We start from the raw sequence: 17,474 nt of genomic DNA, 5'->3' as shown, positions 1-17,474 counted from the left end.
ATTACTGCTGGCGATCAACGAGCAGGGCGCAAAAAACGCGCTGTGCCACAACAGACTTCTGCCTCAGTGGCTCCCCTACAGTTCAGTCGTTATGCTTACTCAGCGTCTATGAGATGCCTTATCTGATCGACAACTCTTATCAGCGAAAGCTTGTCCTCTGTTTGGATAGCCTCAGACAATAAACGATCAGCAACCATCATCGACTCATGGACTTTCCTGCGCAGCTCTTCACCCTGAAGAGTCAGAAACACTAAGGTTTGACGTCGGTTCGACGGTAGCACTTCTCGCCTAATAAGGCCGCTGCTTTCCATGCGTTTAAGCAATCCGGATACTGCCGAAATCTCTATTTCAAGCTGATACGCAATATCTCCCACCAAGATCCCTTCATCCGTCTTGCAAAGCTCCAGAAGGTAACTCTGTTGCGCGGATACACCTTCTGGCAGGTACTTTCTGTAGAACTCAGAAATCCCCCGCCATCCTCGATAGAAGTTGAAGCAAAACAGATTGCGTAGTACGGGGTCAGCATTGCTGTTACGTGCCACTATTCGTACCTCGGGGTGCAGTGGGCGATCGAGCAAAACGCGTGCAGACTGGCCTCATGCCATAAAAACCACCCTGTATTTGTTGCTGTCACGCGTAAAGCAGGACGGAGCTGAAACGGGCCGCCAATGTGATCAAAATGCATAGGATAGCCCAATGGATAGGTACCTTGCTCGGTACATGCCGCCACTATTGAGCAGTAGACTCAGTTGTTCATTGATGCGCCGACTGCCCTGAACTTTTAGGCCCCATAAGCCGTTTTGGCGATCTCTCACGGCGGACACCAGCATGTTGGTGTCCATGACGTCGTTGGCAATCCATCGGATCCCCAGCATCTCGCCACATGACGCAGTAATGCTGTCGCACCGTGTGTCGGTCAGGTGCTCGTACAGCAGCGACAGGTCGCTGGCACCGCTGAAGGTCGACACCCAAGTGTATTCGAAGCCCGAGACACTGGCCCGATCCATCCGGTATTCGCTGTCTTGGAGCAGAGCTTCAAGCTTCAGCAGCCAAGCGCCCAGTGTCACTTGAGTGTCGATTGCGAGCCTCTCTACCTTAGGATACGCCGGGTTGATGCCGGAAGGAGTATGCCCCGCGTAGGGCTCGCGACTATGTCCACGAAAGTAACTGAAGCCAAGATCCGCGGGGCCTGCCACCTGGGTGGCGCGCACTGCAAAGTCGGGCTGATCGGAGCAGTGCAGCGGCGTGAATAGATCCTGCTCAAAGGCTGGGTCCTGCGCGCCATGCTCACCGAAGATCAGCGCATCTGGACGCTTGCGATAACAGGGTAGAGCATACAGCGTCACGTTCTGCCCCAGGCCTCGATAGCTCACTGAGGCCATAGGCTGAGATAGACGAGCGTCACCATCTGGGTCGAACCTGAGGTCGACCTGATTCACTACGTCGACCAGATGCCGGGATTCGGTGACGCCCCAAAACACCCTGCTTAGTCCGACCCCCAACTGCCAGGGTCCTGGGCGGTAGGACAACGAAAACTCGCGCAGGTCTACAGCGTCGTATCGGTTCAACCCCGCCCACTGTAATTCCATCTCCATATCCAGCGACATTTGCTCTATCAACTGCTCATGGCGGTCCCACTTGAACTGCAGGCCCATAAAGGACGTGCGCGCCGGCTCGTAGCCATTACCCTGGACTGTGAGTTTGTACTGTTCTTCTGTACTGTTTGCGCAGGGGCTCAAGAGGAGTGTCAGGCAGGCCAATAGAAGTCCTCGGCTAGATCGCGATAGCGGCTTTGCCATAAGTTTCACGCCGAGTCAGAGAGGTCTTCAGGCCATTGCGCGTCCGAAGAACGAATGCCGGTTCAATTTCAGGCAGATGTTCGGGGCGCACATTGAGCTCGTAATGGGTCAGCGCCTGCCGGAGTAAAGCCTTCAATTGCAAGTGTGCCAAGCCGATGCCGATGCACTTCATCCGTCCACCGCCAAAGGGAAAGTAGGCATACTTGGGGCGGCTGGGGGCTGTCGCCGCAAAATGTTCGGGATAGTAGTCCAGAGGTCGCTCCCAGAAATTAGGATCGCGGTGGGTCACCCAAGGACTCATGATGATGTTGGTACCTCCTGGAACGCGTTGTCCACCGAGTACGCAACGTTGGTTCGCCTTGCGATCGATCAACCACAGCGGTGGTGACAGGCGCATGGATTCGTTAAAGCACTGTTCCAGTGCGGGGGTATCTTTCAAGTCAAGCCGGCTGCTGCTGACGACTGAATGCAGTTCATCACGTACCGCCTGCTGCCAGCTCGGGTGTTGGGCCAGATCGCATAAGGTCCACATCATGGCTGACGCGACGGTGTCGAAGCCTGCGAGGAACACCCCCATGATTTCCCGAAGGATGTGCTGATCGTCGAGGGCCTGGCCTTGCTCATCGCGGTAGCTGATCAAGTCGCCAAGGAAACCTCCAGCAATGGCGTCTTTACTGCTGCGATGCTGGGCAATGATTTCCAACAGTACGGTGGCGATCTGTCCTGCGGCGTTGTGCAGCCTGCGGTTATTGGGTGTCGGTAACCAATCGGGAAGCGGAACAGGTGAGGAAAGACGAATATTCATGTAGCGCAGGCTCAAGGTCCAGCCGTGCGAAATGCGCTCAATCGCTCGGGCACTGATACGGTGCCCGAAGAGAAACTGTGTTAACACGTCCATGGCGTACTCGACCATTTCCTGCTGCAAGTCGATGTCGCCGTTGTGGTCAACGCGATTGGACCAGCCAGCCACGCGCTCGTGAGCCAGTGCGTCCACATTCAGGGCCAACTCACGCAAGCGCGGCAGGGCAAACGACGGGATGACCGCCTTGCGTTGTTCCTTCCACTTCTGGCCGTCGGCAATGATCATGCTGCCACCCGCCAAGGGCCCAAAGGCCGCGGCGATATCGCTGCGGCCGAAGTTTTCGCTCTGGAAAATGGTATCGAGATCCGTCGGGTCAAAGGCCAGACAGAATGAAGCCCCAAAACCAACGGGCAATCGTACGAGGGTTCCGTAGCGCTGCCGACACTCGTTCAAAAGTACCAGCGGTTCGTTACGAAATCGTTCAGAACAGCCGAAAAGCATATGCCCGCGAGGGCCTGGCGCAAAAGCGTTCATCCTATCGTCCTTGATTGCAGCTTTAGGCAGCCTGGATCGGAGCCATGGCGAAGGCGCCACCGAATACCGCGCTCGAAGTTGCAGTCCGATTGCGGTAGTCGGAGTCCTGCATCAGTTCTCCCACGGCATCGGTCGACGGGAATTCGATGATCTCGAAGCCATCGAAGGACCAATGCTCATCACGCTCTGTGACAGCGCTAATCACTACACGCCCACCGTGTCTGGTCAGGGCGGGGTCACGGTCGGCGACATACTTGGCAAGGCCGTCGGCATTGCCTGGCGCGTCGGGTGCTTGGAACTGAAAGGCCACCAGCATGGTGGGACCTTGGACGTCGGCCCAGCGTTCCAGATCCTGTTTGACACCTGTCACATGAACCCCAGATTGCCCGTTCGCCGCATTGGAGAGTTGCAGGCGGCGTACCTCCAAGTCCCCAAACATCGGCGGGGAAACCCGACCATCCAGCACCACCTCCGCTGCTGTGGCGGGATGATTTGCTTCGCTGATTACGTTCAGCCTCATGTCTTGCTCCTTTAAGTGACTTCATATTTGACGTCAAAAATTACAAGCTAAGTGTTTGCACGTCAACTATTGACGCAAAAGTTGTTGTTGTATAATTTGCGCACCATCGGTCACATAGCCCTTTTGGAATGGATGTCAAAATGATGAGAACGATTGTGTCGGCGGTGGTGCGCTTGCGATGGGGATTCCTTCTGTTTTTTCTAGGGTTGGCCTATCTGGCCAGTCTGGGGCAGAGCCGGCTCGGCTTCAGTACCGATTACCGGGTGTACCTTGCTTCGGATAATCCGGAGCTGATGGCGCAGGAGCAGATGCAGGCGACCTTTGACCGGTCAGACAACCTGTTCATTGTGGTGGCACCGGAGTCGGGCGACGTGTTCAGCCAATCGTCCCTTGAAGCGCTGCAATGGATCACCCAACGCGCTTGGCAGACGCCTTATTCCGTGCGTGTGGACTCCCTCAGTAACTTCCAGAATATCGACGCCGACGCGGATAACATTCAGGTCGCCGATCTGGTGCGTGAGGCCGCAGCCCTGACTGAACAGCAGCGCCAGCGGGTCCGCACCATTGCCTTGTCAGAGCCGCAGTTGGTGGGCCGTTTGGTGTCCAAAGCCGGCAACGTTGCAGCGGTCAACGTGGTGTATCACCTCGCTGGAGTCTCTCCTTATGAAAACAGCGAGGTGGTGGGTTTCGCGCGCCAGCTGGCTGAAGAGGCGCAAGCCAGGTTTCCCGGCATCAAAGTGCACCTGACGGGCATGGCGATGTACAACAACGCGTTCCTGGAAGCCGCCTTAGGTGACGCAGCTAACCTGACCCCATGGGTCTATCTGGTGATCCTGATTGCGGCGCTGATCATGCTGCGCAGCTTACTTGCCACGGTGGCAGCGGTCGCGGTGGTGTATCTGGCCATGACCAGCGCCGAGGGCATTGCGGGCTGGCTGGGCATGAGCCTGACCTCGCTCTCGGCGTCTGCGCCGCTGGTGATTCTGATGATCGCTGTGGCGGACTCAGTGCACGTGTTGTCGGTCACCCTGATGCATTTGCGCAAAGGGACTCCCCGTTTGGATGCATTGCGTGAGGCGCTGCACGAAACCCTTGTGCCGGTCACAGTGACCAGTGTCACCACTGCCGTGGCCTTCCTGTCCTTGAACTTTAGCGAAATCCCGCCTTTCCGTGACTTGGGCAACATCGTCTCGATTGGTATCGCCCTTGCGTGGTTGTTCACCCTGTTTCTGCTGCCGGGACTGGTGGCGTTGCTTCCTCTCAAGCCTAGCGCCAAAGGTGATCCGTTGGAGCATGCAATGACCCGCTTCGGCACCTGGGTACAGGCACGCTCGCGGTTGTTGATGTGGCTGAGCATCCCTGTGGTAGTGGTACTTGCATCTCTGGCAGGGCGCAATGAACTGAACGACCAGTATCTGCGCTGGTTCAGCCCTGATACAGCTTTCCGGCAGGCCAATGACTACACCGAGCAGAATCTAACCGGTCTTTACACTATCGAGTATGCGCTCAAGTCAAAATCAGACAGCGGCGTGAATGACCCCGTTTATCTGGCTCAGGTGGACGCTTATACGACCTGGTTGCGCCAACAGCCAGAAGTCGCCCATGTCAGTTCGTTATCGGACGTGGTCAAGCGAGTCAATCGCAGCCTGACCACTGGCACCGAGGATGCTTATCGGCTACCCGAAAGCACAGAAGTGGCTGCGCAGAGCCTGCTGCTTTACGAGCAGTCATTGCCGTATGGCCTTGACCTGAACAACCAGATCGATGTCAGCCGTACAGTCAGCCGGAGTGTGGTGGCTCTGCACGAGCTAAGCACACGGCAGATGCTTGACTTCGAGAGTCGCTCAATGGCGTGGCTGACCAGCAATGCTCCGGGAATCGAGGCCAAGGCTGCCAGCACAACGTTGATCTTCGCCCATATAGGTCAACGAAACATCGAGAGCATGATGTGGGGGATTATCGCCTCGGCGATAGTCGTCGCGCTCTTGCTGATGCTGCTTTTCCGCTCTTGGAAACTGGGCCTGTTATCCATGGTGCCCAACGTGATTCCGGCCGCCATGGCCCTGGGTATCTGGTGGCTCTGCGTCGGGCAAGTTGGATTTTCGGTGGCCATCGTCGCGTCTATGACTCTGGGTGTGGTAGTCGATGACACCATCCACTTCATGTATGCGGTGTTGCAGCGAGTCAGGTCTCGCGGCCATACGGTGGGTGAAGCTGTTATCGAAGCCTTCACCCATACGGCGCCGGCTTTGTTGGTGACCTCATTGACCTTGACGGCTGGGTTTCTGGTCCTGGCCGCTTCCGAGTTTGCCTTGAATAAGGAAATGGGGCTGATGACTGCCCTGACATTAGTGATCGCTCTGTTGGCAGATTTTTTCCTGCTGCCAGGGTTGCTTGAACTGACATTGGAGAAGAAGCGTGAACGGACTGAAGAGCTTGAAGTACCTAGCGGTACTGTTCTGCCTCGTTGATATGAGCGGGGTCGTGGCGGACGAAAAAGGCCAGGATATCGCCAAGCAGGCCGACCAGCACAACATCGGCTGGAAGGACATGTCGGCGGATCTACAAATGGAGTTGCGTAACGCCTACGGTGCGGTAAGCACCCGTGAGTTGGCTGTACAGTTTTTTGAAGTGCATGCCGATGGCGACAAGAGCCTAGTGCGTTTTCTGAGTCCGGCGGATGTGCGTGGCACCACCTTACTGACCCATGCACACAGTTTGACGTCGGATGATCAGTGGCAATTTTTCCCGTCGCTGCGGCGGGTCAAACGAATTGCTTCGGAGAACAAGTCAGGCCCATTCATGGGTAGTGAGTTCGCCTATGAGGACATGGCCAGTTGGGAGCTTGATAAGTATCAGTACCAGTATCTGGGGGACGAGGTCGTTGATGGCTTGGACGCGTACAAGCTGGAAATGACCCCAGCTTACCCGCGCTCCGGCTACACCCGTCAGGTCACTTGGCTGGATAAGCAGTACTACCGGCCGCTCAAGGTCGAATACTACGACCGCAAGAATGCGCTGCTCAAAACCCAGACTTATAGCGGCTATGGTGTTTATCTGGATCGCTACTGGCGTGCCAACGAGATGCAAATGGTCAATCACCAGACGGGCAAGCAGACCTTGATGCGCTGGAGCAACTACCGCTTTGGCAATGGTTACAACGAGCTGACATTTGATAAGAGCAGCCTCGACGCTCTGCGTTGATTCAAGGGAGAGGTCATGGACTTCAAGGATTACTTCGATCATCCGCTCGGCCTCGAGTTGAGCGGTCGTGCCGCCGCGTTGCTAGAGAGCTTCGATCAGCAGCGTTATAACAACTCATTGCCGGCGGACCTGCTTGCGCTGGAGATGAAGGCGCGAGTGAAGGCCATGGCCAACGCACTCTGGGATGGTTTGGGACTCGGGTTTGTGCCCGCATCCCAAGTGCTGGTTAGCATGCTTGACCCGATCCCCGGGACCCGCTTTGGTCGCATGACCGGCTTCCCCGTATGGGTCATCGCCGATATTTTCGAAACCCGCGGCCTTGAGCACTTTGAGCCAGCCATGCAGGCGATCAAGAAGGTGACTCAGCACTTCACTGGCGAGTTCGCCATTCGGCCTTATCTGGATGCCTATCTGGAGCCTACGTTGCAGGTGTTGGCAGGTTGGGTCAGTGATGACAGTGCCGACGTGCGCAGGCTGGTTTCCGAGGGCACGCGTCCGCGCCTGCCATGGGCTTCCCGGGTCCCGAGCCTGTTGGTTGATCCAACACCAGTCCTTGCCCTACTTGAACGCTTGCACAACGACCGCAGCGAGTATGTACGCCGTTCGGTGGCCAACAATCTCAACGATATCAGCAAGGACCACCCCAGCGCGGTGCTCAATGTGCTGGAGCGTTGGCAGGTCGAGGAGCGTGGACCGCACACTGACTGGGTAATACGCCATTCGCTGCGTACCCTGGCGCGTCGGGGTGACAGCCGCGCGCTGGAGCTGCTCGGGTATTCCATGGCCGCTCCGGTGCAGGTCAAGCGCTTCCAGGTCGGACCCTCGCAGATCAAGCCTGGGGAACGTATCTCCCTGGACTGCGATATCCAGATCGACAGCACCTGCGAGCATGGGTTGATGGTCGACTACGCGATTCTCGCGCCAGGTGCACGAGGCCAGATTAACCGCCGGGTGTTCAAGTGGAGCAAGCGCCAGAAGCTGGTCAAGGGTTTGGTGAAGCTGCAGCGCGATCACAGCATCGAAAGCAGTTCGCTCAGAAGTTACTACCCCGGCGCACACGAGGTGCATCTGATCATCAACGGGCAAGTAGTGGCCCAAGGGTCTTTCGAGCTGGGCCTTTAATCAGTACATCACTTTGACAGGGAGGTTGATATGGCATTACCACCAATGGTCGGGAAGGTTCTGGATCCGGTGAGCCTGGCGCTCTACGGCTTCATGGGAAGCGCAATTCTACTGCAGGGACATCGACTAGGGGTCTTCCAGGCCCTTGCCAATGCTGACGTGGGTACAGGGGCAGACGCTCTGGCAAAAAAACTAGCGCTGGATGGCGCCACGCTGGGGCGGTTTTTGCGCGGCGCGGTTGCTTGGGGGCTAGTTGAGGAGCATGAGGGTGGCTATCGACTTTCGACGTCCGCCTGTGGCGCGTTGGACTCTCAGTCACCGCAGTATCTGGGACCTTTGCTCGAACACTTTGAAAGCAACACTCTGCCGCTGTTTCGCCACCTTGGCGATGCACTGGGCAGCGGCCAGGCGCAATGGTCAAAACTTGCACAAGACGCCTTGGCACCCTTCGATTATCTGCTGGCTGAGGACCGCGGAGCGGCGTTCCATGATGCGATGTGGAACCTCAGCCGCGAGCCTTCAGCAGAGTTGGTGAGGCTGGGGGTGCTGGGTGACGCGTCGAGCCTGGTCGACTTGGGAGGCGGCATTGGTACCTTCGCTATCGCCGCGGCACAACAGCATGCCGCGCTCAGAGCAGTGGTGTTCGACCTACCTGCCGTGGAGCCCCACTGCCTGGCGCGGGTCAGCGGAGTGGGGCTGGCCTCAAGGGTCAGCTTTGCGCCGGGTGACTTCTGGGCCGCTGAATTGCCTCGCGCGGATGCCTACTCACTGGGGTTCATCCTCTCTGACTGGAATGACGAGCAATCTCTGCAGTTGCTGCGCCGGGTTCGCCAGGCGTTGAATCCAGGAGGGCGAGTGTTGGTGCTCGACCGCTTGCTGGAAGAGTCCGGCGCCGAACCGTTTTCCGCGGTCATGCAGGACTTGGCAATGCTCCTGGAAACCGGCGGTCAACACCGCACTTCTACTCAGTTTCAGGCGCTGTTGCATGAAGCCGGCTTTACTCGCACCCAAGTGATCAGATCCAGCGGTGAGAAGCATGCGGTCATTGGATACCTATAAATTCAAGCCGGTTTAACGTTGATGTAAGTCTTTGGCTGCCAAGCCAGTTTTGCTGTTGATCTGCCCAATTCATTAATTCCGCACTGCAATAGCGTGGACGTCTACGTGCACGCTGTTCTGGTCGATAAGTGAAGCATAAGGAGAGCTTAAGATGTCTGCTGAGAAGACGTATGGATACTTAGTTATTGGCGCGGGTCCGGGAGGTTTGCAGGCCGGTTATTGCTTACAGCAACAAGGTCGTGATTATCTGATTGTTGAAAGCGGTGGTCGTGCGGGCACAACATTTGAAAGATTTCCGCGGCACCGGAAGTTAATCTCAATCAATAAAGTCCACACCGGTTATTCTGATCCTGAAATTAACTTGCGTTGGGATTGGAACTCGCTGTTAAGCAGCGAAAGCACCGCAGCGCGCTTCACAGACTACAGCCAGCGCTATTTCCCCGATGCCGATGACATGCCGCGTTACCTGGATGGTTTTGCCAAAGAGCATCAGCTCAATGTGCGTACCGATAGCTCAGTGGTGAACGTCCGTCGTGACCAGGACTTTATCGTTACCTTATCCACGGGCGAGGAGCTTCGAGCCCGTGTGCTGATCGTGGCCACTGGTGTGCAACTGCCTTGGCTGCCGGACATCGAGGGAATCGAATACGCCGAACACTATGTCGATATGGATATCGACCCTGTGCCGTTGACCAATAAGAAAGTGCTGATTCTGGGTAAGGGCAACTCGGGCTTCGAGACCGCCGACGCGCTGATTGAGCATGCGGCGATGATCCACGTGGCGAGCCCAAATCCATTGCGTATGGCTTGGTCGACTCATTACGTGGGGCATGTGCGAGCGGTCAACAACAATCTGCTCGATACGTATCAGCTCAAATCACAGAATGCGATTCTTGACGTTGAGCTGCAGCGTATTGAGCGTGACGGCGATAAGTTTAAGGCCTACTTCGGTTACCAGCACGCCGAGGGTGAGCAGGAAGTCATTGAATATGATCGCGTGATTGCGTGTACCGGTTTTCGCTTTGACGATTCGATGTTCGACGAGTCTTGCCGTCCTGAGCTGTGCTCTATGGGCCGCCTACCTGCGCAACAGGCGGATTGGCAGTCGCAGAATATCCCCGACCTTTACTTTGCCGGCACCCTGATGCAGTACCTCGACTACAAGAAGTACATGTCGGGGTTTATCCATGGTTTCCGTTACAACGTGCGCACCCTGTGCCAACTGCTGGTAGAGCGCTACGACGGGGTCGCCCTGCCTCAGGTGGCCCATGAGTTGATGGTGGCGCCGGCGTGCGAGCGAATAATCGAACGCGTCAATCAGTCCTCGGCACTCTGGCAGCAACCTGGCTTCCTGCAGGATGTGATGCTGATTGACCGACAGCAACAGCGCTTGAACTGGTACCTGGAGTTGCCTCAGGACTACATTACACAACGCTTTGCCGCTGATGAGTACATGACCCTGACCTTGGAGTTTGGTCAGCGTAAATTTGATAACCCTTTTAATGTTTCGCGTATTGCCCGAGAGAATATCAAGCGTGCCGAGGACTCGAATTTTCTGCACCCCATTATTCGGCATTACCGAGATGGTAAGTTGTTGGCGGAACATCACATTATTGAAGACTTGGCAGCCGAGTGGCGCGAAGCAGAGCACCTAGAACCCTTGGCGGACTTCTTGCGGCAGCAATTACCAACAGCGCAGCATGTTCCTGTGCCTGATGAACAGAAACTATGGAATGTCATTCTGACATTTTAAAAGGATTTAATGATGAACTTCGTTGATTTTCATATTCATGCTGGAAAGTTTTCGCTGTTGCGTGATGATATTCAAGGGCTGTTGACCAAGTTTCCCTTTGAGGAGGGTGTCGATGTTCGTGAGATATTTTCTGAACCGTTGGCGTTGAAAACGTATCTCCAGGAACGCGGTGTGGTACGTGCAGTTATCCTCGCAGAGTGCGGCCCGGGGACCAACTTCTCTATCGACAGTCAGTTGATTCTGGAATTCTGCGGCAGTGATCCGTTTTTTGTCCCGTTCGGCAATATCAATCCACTTCACCACGCGGACCCGCTTCAGGAATGGCACAAAGATTTCGAGCGCGGGATCAAGGGCTATAAGTTCTACCCCGCCGACCACGGATTTGATCCTTACTTGGACTCGATGATGGCGGTCTATGAAAAGTGTGCTGAAGTGGGCCAGCCGATCATGTTCCACACCGGCCTGACTGCGCAGCGCGACACCGAGCAGAAGTTCATCCGACCGGGGGATTTTCGCCGTCTGGTGGAAACTTTCCCAACGCTCAAGGTGATCTTTGCACATGGCGGCAAGCCGACCTGGTACGACGAGGCGCTGGAGATGGCGTGTCGTTACCCCGGGGTATACCTGGACACCGCCTTGGTCCCGCCTGAAGTGCTGGTGGACTGGCTGCACGAGCGTCCAGAAGTGCATGGCAAAGTACTTTTCGGCTCGGACCTGCCGGTGTGCGGTAGCTACTCGGCGGTGTGCCAGAAGATTCTCGGTGCGGGTTTCAATAGCGAATTGCTGCAAGCCGTGCTCAGTGGCAACGCCAATCAAGTGTTGGCCGCATAAGGGGAACACCATGTACGAAGCCTATTATCCGCTGACCTACTATTTCTACCCGCTGCTGGGGGACGCTGTGCACCAGCGTCTACCCCAGGTCTTCGAGCGCCCGGTGGCTCCGGGGGTGGAAACCCTGCTCTATGTGCATATTCCGTACTGCCAGGACATGTGCCGGTTCTGCCCGTTTCATGTGCGAGTCGATAAAGATACGGCTGTCTATGAGCGCTACACCAACGCCCTGTGTCAGGACATCCGCAATGAGGCGGCTAGCGTACGTGGCCGTTCCAGTGAACTCCAGGCAGTGTACTTCGGAGGCGGCTCGCCTTCGGTGCTGTCGCCCGAGCAGTTGCAGCGGATTTTCAACACTATCAGAGAGAGCTTCAGCCTCAGCGCCAATACTGAAATCTCTTTTGAAGGTGAGCCTAAGACCTTGGGTGATCCTTACCGGCTTGAGGTACTCAAGAGCGAGGGTGTGCAGCGCATCAGCTTCGGCCTGCAGACTTACGACGCGCAATTGCGCAAGCACTTCAATATCGCCGCCACTCTCGACGATGTGGCCAATGTACGCGAGCAGGGACGACGTTTCGGCTTTGACGAAATCAATGTCGACATGATGTACAACCTGCCGGGTCAGACACTGGCCTCTCTTGACCGAGACCTGACACGGCTGATCGACGATGGTTTTGATAGCGTCGACTACTACAACCTGCACTATTTTGCATTCCCGCCGAAGTTCAAGCGCCAGATGGCCGAGGGCAGCATTCCAGCCAAGCCTTCAGAGAAGATCATGCTCGCGCTGTTCGAGCAGTTACGGCACCGCCTGGCCGAGGCCGGCTATGCCAATGTCGCTGATCAGATCTACACCCGCAAGGCGAAGGTCTGTGAGTACTTCCGCCTGCTATGGGGCGGGGGCAATGGTGAGCATCGCGCCGAGACGCTGGCCGTGGGCTCCTCAGCACGAGGCTATGTTGACGGCTTCAGCTACATGAAGCACAGCAACGTCAACAAATATATGGACGCCATCGAACAGGGGCTGCCAAGCATCGAGAAAAGTTCGGTTGCGCTGGATCGTCCAGAAAACCGTGGCGCGGTGATGTTTCCCAAATTCCTGCGTCTGGACAAGTCTTACGAGAAAGCGTTGGCCACCGTCGACCCCAAACTCATCGCCAACTGGATTGAGCATGGTCTGCTCGCTGAGACCACCGATGCGTTTGAGGTGTCCCAGCGTGGTCGTCTCTGGACCAACAACATGACCACCGATTTGTTCGAAGCGACCCAGCGGCAAGTTGGTGGGCAGGTGTTGACGGTACTGGAACACAAACCGGGTGCGCGGACCGGTTCATTCTAAGGAGGGATGTCATGTCAGCACATCGTATTGGCGTTATTCATGCGTATCCCAACCGGAGACTGCTGGATTGTCTGGGTGTAGCAGGTTATCGGGTGGTATTGATCGGCAACGGGCAGACGCTGGCTGATCACCCTGCGGTCGAGGCCGTATTGCAGGTCCCCCTGTGGCCGACTGATGCTCTGTTTAGCGCCGTGGTTGAATACCATGCGGCGCATCCGTTCAGTGCCCTATTGCCTGTGAATGAGGGCACGGTGGTGGCAACTGCACAGCTGTCCGAACGCCTGAGTCTGCCCGGCATGTCGGTGGCTACGGCTGTCTGCAGTCGTAACAAGTACTTAGCCATGTTGTTGTGGGAGGCGCAGGGGATTCCGGTGCCGGCGACGCTACCGCTGACCCTGGAAACCCCGTGGGAGCACGTCAGCCAGCGGCTTGGATCACAGGTGGTGGTCAAGCTCAGCGACTCGATGAACAGCCAGGGCGTCATTGCGGTCAGTGATGAATATCAGTACCGCCAGGCCCTTACGGCACTGCACGATATGATCCAGCAGACCACTGATGTTGATTCCCTCAAAGACCGCAATCGCTTTGCCTACGGTCATAGCAGCCTCCAACTGATTGCCCAGAGCTTCTGTGAAGGACGGGAGGTCAGCGTCGATCTGTTGCTGCGGCCCGACGGTTCCGACCAGGTTCTGGCAGTTCTGGAGAAAGAAGGCGGGCAAGGCCCTTACTTTGCCGAATCGGCTTCTGTGTGGCCTACCTCGCTGGGGGCCGAGCACGAACACTCGATTGGTCAGCTTGCGCTGCGCGCTGCGCGGGCGCTAGGTCTGACCCAGGGCGCCGCACATGTCGAAATTCGCTATCAGCAGGGCGTGCCTCGGGTGCTTGAAGCGGGGTTGCGTCCTGGGGGCGGTTTCACCGCCCAGACCATCGAGTTGTTGAGCGGGGTCGACGTGTATGCCGCTCAGGTGGGCCTGCTCCTGAAGCAGGTACCTGTGCACGCGGTGGTTGGTGAGTGGGGTGCGGTGTTGTTCGGCGGCGTCGTGATCGAGGCTAGCGGGACTTTACTGGCCGTCGAAGGCATGCAGGTCTTTGAGCAACTAGCGGAGTTGCGCGAGTTGGTCGTGCTTGCCCGTCCAGGTGACTGGGTACAGGCCATGCCGAACTCTGCTCAGCCTCATTACTGTTATTACCTTCTGGCGGGAGCGAGTCGTGAGGCACTGCTGGAAATTCACCAAGGCATTCAGCAACAGGTTCGGTTGCACCTTGCGGATGCGCGAGGTGACTCATGATTGCTGCGCCGCGCGAATGGGAGGTCGACCCGCAGATTCTCGCCGCAGGTCAGCGGGTACTGGAGTTGTTTGCCAGCGTTCAGGGTGCGCCCGAGCAATTCCCCCTGTGGTACGCGAGTGATCTGATCGACGCCCGAACCCAGGATCCCGCCTCGATGCCTGAACACGGTCAGTCTCTGGACGACACCCTGGCCCACGCGGTGGAGCTGATGAAGCAGGGACTGTGCAACGTCAGTCACCCACTGTACTTCGGCTATATTTCACCCCGGCCTCACCCGGCTGCGGTGCTGGGTGACTTTCTTGGCAGCGCCTTGAATCAGACGCCTGGTGCCTGGCGCGCAGGGCCATCGGCAACGATGGTCGAAGTCGAAGTGTTGCACGCTCTGCGCTCGCTGTTTGGCTTGGAGCCGGTTGTTGGACGATTGCCCGGCGGAGTATTTACCGGAGGCGGTACGCTGGCCAATTTGATCGGGCTGAAGCTGGCCCGTGAACAGCTGTATCGCCAGCATCCGGAGAGACTTCGGAGCGGGGGCTTGAAACCGCGGATTTACATGTCCCGAGAGGGACATTTTTCCGTCGCTAAGGCTTTGGACGTCCTGGGTTTTGCCACGGATGCGCTGGTGGAAATCGACACGGATGAGCAGGGCGCCTTGCTCCCGGAGCAACTGGAGCAGCGGCTGGCTCATGACGTTGCGTCAGGCTACACACCGATGTGCCTGATCGGTGTCCTGGGTACCACTGCTACGGGGGCGATTGATCCGTTGCAGCACATCGGCGAGCTGGCTCGCCGTTACGATGCCTGGTTCCACATTGACGGTGCCGCCGGGCTTGCGCTCGCGGCGTTGCCCGAGGCTCGGCGTCACATGTCGGGATTGCGCGACGCCGACTCCGTCACTTTCGACCCCTGCAAATGGATGTTCGCATCCTTTGGCATCGGCTGCCTGCTGGTGCGCAACGGTGAACTGCTTGGGGGAAGTTTCTGGGCGGGCGGGCCCTATTGGGAAGAGCGTGGTGAGCTCGATACCTTCAAGATGAACCTATATGGCACTCGCCAATTTCGTTCGCTGGGCGTGTGGTGCCTGCTTCAGCATCTGGGGCTTGATGGCTATCGAAAACTGCTGAGGAATATGACCGGTGCAGCGGCGCACTTGCGTGCCTTGATGGCCACGGACCCCGGTTATTGCCTGATACCCGACCAGCAGATCATGCCGGTGGTCGCCTTTCGGCCTGTTGGCGCTAGCGCTGACTTGGTGACGCGTCTGGTCGCGCTCTGTCAGCAGCGAAATCTGGCTTACCCCAGCGTGCTGGAATGGAAAGGCGAGCGTTACATCCGCGTTGCTATCAGTAACTATCAAACCACCCTAGCCGACGTAGAACGGTTCAAGCATGCCCTTGACGAGCTGTTGTACGAATTTAGCCCTTCGCCACTCCTTAGGATTCCGTTGTGAACAATCCCCATGAAAATCTGCTGGTCATTGTATTGGCGGCGTTGGTTGTCATCATCCTTTGCAGCCAGGTTGCCGGTAAAATCGCCCAGCGCTTTGGTCAGCCCATCGCGGTGGGTGAGATAACCGGAGGCATTGTTCTGGGTACGCTGCTTGGCGGCCTATGGCCTCAGGGCGGTGCGTATCTGCATGCCAATGCCGGTCAGGTGCTGACGGTCATGTCCCAGCTGGGTATCGTGTTGATGATGTTCCAGATCGGCATGGAGTTCGATTTCGGACTGCTTCGAGAGCGTCGCCTCAAACGTGCCCTGGGCTGGATCACCTTGCTGGGTATTCCAATCCCGTACCTGACCGGGATGCTCTGTGCCTTCATTTATGCCCGCTACTACGAGGTTCCCGATGTGCTCGGGTTGATGCTTGTATGCGGCATATCGTTTTCCATTACAGCGTTGCCCATTCTTGGTCGGATCCTGCTGGAGCGGAACATGGAAGAGAGTGAGACCGGGGTGACCGCGATTGCCGCCGCCGGGATCAACGATCTGATCGGCTGGATTGCCCTAGGCGCTGTGGTGGTGTTCACCAGCGGTCAAGACGCGACGCAAACGTTGTTTAAATTGGCGGCGATTGCTCTGTTCTTCGTGGTGTTTTTCCGCTACGTCCGCCCCTGGTTGGTCAAGCGTGTGCAAGCGAATACTCAGCACGCTTCGGTACTGAGCGATGTGCATTTTGGCGCGATCATCGGCGGGGTGTTCATTACGGCCGTTATCACTGCATGGCTGGGGGTGTTCGCTATTGTTGGCGGCTTTCTGGTGGGCACTGCGTTGTATCAATGTAAGGCCTTGCTTGAGCAATGGAACCTGCGTATGCGCCCTTTCGTGAACATTGTTTTGGTACCGATTTTCTTCTTCTATACCGGCATGAAAATTGAACTGGGATCTCTAGTCACTTTGCAGGACATCCTCTGGTGTATAGCGTGGGTCTTATGCGCCTGCTTAAGCAAAGGGCTCAGTTGTACATTGGCCGCCAGGTTGGCAGGATTCTCAATGACGGACGCCTTGAAAATCGGTGCGTTATTGAATACGCGCGCCCTTATGGAGTTAGTCGTGCTGAATATCGCCCACAGCCTTGGCTTAATGCCGCCTCAGTTATTCTCCATTTTGGTCATTATGGCCCTGGTGTCGACGCTGATTACTTCGCCGTTGTTGAATGTCATCCAGAAGTACCGTGATCGCTCCGTTTCAGCGTTGCCCGTAGTAGGGCTCAGTACAACTAGATGATGCGGCGTCGAGGACCGAGTCTAGCAGCACCGACTCAACCGACGTCTGGTTGATGACCATGAGTCTCGTTGCCATGAATCATCCCTCGTTGATGATTCATGGCCAGGCGGCTTACCAGCCGCCGATACTGTTAAATGTACACAAAAGCCTTGTCGTCCCTGGGTGCGACTCAGTTCTCTAAATTCAAAAGGTGAATTTAGAGAATTAAAACTGTCGCGGAAGGGTCCCGTTTTTTGCGGCCTGCAGCGTCTTGTAAAGGAAACGCAAAACTGTCGCAACCGCCCAAAAACCCGGTTCGTACACATGCTCTAGAGAATTAAAACTGTCGCAGCCAGAAACGACGCGGCTTTAACGTACATTCAAGAGGCCCGGCGGCTGGTCAGCCGCCGAGGCGTAGAATCATCGACGAGGGATGAAGTAGGCAACGAGACCGATGGTCATCAACCAGACATGGGTTGAACTGTCGACCGGGGTGTCATTTGGGAAAAGAGTCATGGTGT

14 protein-coding genes are annotated in these 17,474 nt (G+C 56.6%); 10 read left to right on the top strand and 4 right to left on the bottom strand.

Translation table 11 applies throughout. From position 1 onward, the window contains the following. Positions 1 to 95: 95 nt before the first annotated feature. The 4 genes from FW764_RS06325 to FW764_RS06310 form a co-directional block, all read right to left on the bottom strand. Positions 96 to 542 carry a MarR family winged helix-turn-helix transcriptional regulator gene (locus tag FW764_RS06325; RefSeq protein WP_446433213.1) on the bottom strand — a complete coding sequence of 149 codons (447 nt, stop codon included), beginning with the start codon at positions 540 to 542 and terminating at the stop codon, positions 96 to 98. A gap of 132 nt (positions 543 to 674) precedes the next feature. Further along, entirely contained in the window at positions 675 to 1,760 is a 1,086-nt protein-coding gene (locus FW764_RS06320) for a hypothetical protein (RefSeq protein ID WP_446433212.1), read from the bottom strand. A gap of 13 nt (positions 1,761 to 1,773) precedes the next feature. Beyond that, positions 1,774 to 3,135 (bottom strand): cytochrome P450, encoded by a 1,362-nt coding sequence (locus FW764_RS06315; RefSeq protein ID WP_446433211.1) that lies wholly within the window; start codon positions 3,133 to 3,135, stop codon positions 1,774 to 1,776. Positions 3,136 to 3,157: 22 nt separating this feature from the next. Further along, the gene (locus FW764_RS06310; RefSeq protein ID WP_446433210.1) at positions 3,158 to 3,655 is read right to left on the bottom strand and encodes a DUF1330 domain-containing protein; all 498 of its coding nucleotides are present in this window, start codon (positions 3,653 to 3,655) and stop codon (positions 3,158 to 3,160) included. Positions 3,656 to 3,795: 140 nt separating this feature from the next. Between FW764_RS06310 and FW764_RS06305 the strand changes: the two genes are divergently transcribed. The 10 genes from FW764_RS06305 to FW764_RS06260 all read left to right on the top strand — a co-directional run bounded on the left by FW764_RS06305 (position 3,796) and on the right by FW764_RS06260 (position 16,974). After that, positions 3,796 to 6,126, top strand: coding sequence for an efflux RND transporter permease subunit (locus FW764_RS06305; protein ID WP_446433209.1), 2,331 nt, complete (start codon positions 3,796 to 3,798; stop codon positions 6,124 to 6,126). Beyond that, positions 6,074 to 6,859: an outer membrane lipoprotein-sorting protein gene (locus FW764_RS06300; protein WP_446433208.1), complete on the top strand. Its 786-nt coding sequence runs from the start codon at positions 6,074 to 6,076 to the stop codon at positions 6,857 to 6,859. The genes FW764_RS06305 and FW764_RS06300 overlap by 53 nt, the downstream gene beginning before the upstream one ends. Positions 6,860 to 6,874: 15 nt before the next feature. Further along, positions 6,875 to 7,981, top strand: coding sequence for a DNA alkylation repair protein (locus tag FW764_RS06295; protein WP_446433207.1), 1,107 nt, complete (start codon positions 6,875 to 6,877; stop codon positions 7,979 to 7,981). A gap of 30 nt (positions 7,982 to 8,011) precedes the next feature. Next, the gene (locus FW764_RS06290; protein WP_446433206.1) at positions 8,012 to 9,040 is read left to right on the top strand and encodes a methyltransferase; all 1,029 of its coding nucleotides are present in this window, start codon (positions 8,012 to 8,014) and stop codon (positions 9,038 to 9,040) included. Between the two features lie 151 nt (positions 9,041 to 9,191). After that, the gene (locus FW764_RS06285; RefSeq protein WP_446433205.1) at positions 9,192 to 10,793 is read left to right on the top strand and encodes an NAD(P)-binding domain-containing protein; all 1,602 of its coding nucleotides are present in this window, start codon (positions 9,192 to 9,194) and stop codon (positions 10,791 to 10,793) included. Positions 10,794 to 10,805: 12 nt separating this feature from the next. After that, the gene (locus tag FW764_RS06280) at positions 10,806 to 11,624 is read left to right on the top strand and encodes an amidohydrolase family protein (RefSeq protein WP_446433204.1); all 819 of its coding nucleotides are present in this window, start codon (positions 10,806 to 10,808) and stop codon (positions 11,622 to 11,624) included. 10 nt (positions 11,625 to 11,634) lie between these two features. Further along, positions 11,635 to 12,963, top strand: coding sequence for a coproporphyrinogen-III oxidase family protein (locus FW764_RS06275; RefSeq protein WP_446433203.1), 1,329 nt, complete (start codon positions 11,635 to 11,637; stop codon positions 12,961 to 12,963). Between the two features lie 11 nt (positions 12,964 to 12,974). Continuing rightward, positions 12,975 to 14,252: an ATP-grasp domain-containing protein gene (locus tag FW764_RS06270; protein WP_446433202.1), complete on the top strand. Its 1,278-nt coding sequence runs from the start codon at positions 12,975 to 12,977 to the stop codon at positions 14,250 to 14,252. Continuing rightward, on the top strand, positions 14,249 to 15,700 hold the full coding sequence (locus tag FW764_RS06265; protein ID WP_446433201.1) for a pyridoxal phosphate-dependent decarboxylase family protein: 1,452 nt from the start codon (positions 14,249 to 14,251) through the stop codon (positions 15,698 to 15,700). The genes FW764_RS06270 and FW764_RS06265 overlap by 4 nt, the downstream gene beginning before the upstream one ends. After that, a complete protein-coding gene (locus FW764_RS06260; protein ID WP_446433200.1) occupies positions 15,697 to 16,974 on the top strand; it encodes a cation:proton antiporter in 1,278 nt (425 codons plus the stop codon). The genes FW764_RS06265 and FW764_RS06260 overlap by 4 nt, the downstream gene beginning before the upstream one ends. Positions 16,975 to 17,474 lie beyond the last annotated feature (500 nt).

This window comes from Pseudomonas sp. 1152_12 (assembly GCF_052850675.1).
This window is presented reverse-complemented; position numbering and strand designations above follow the sequence as displayed.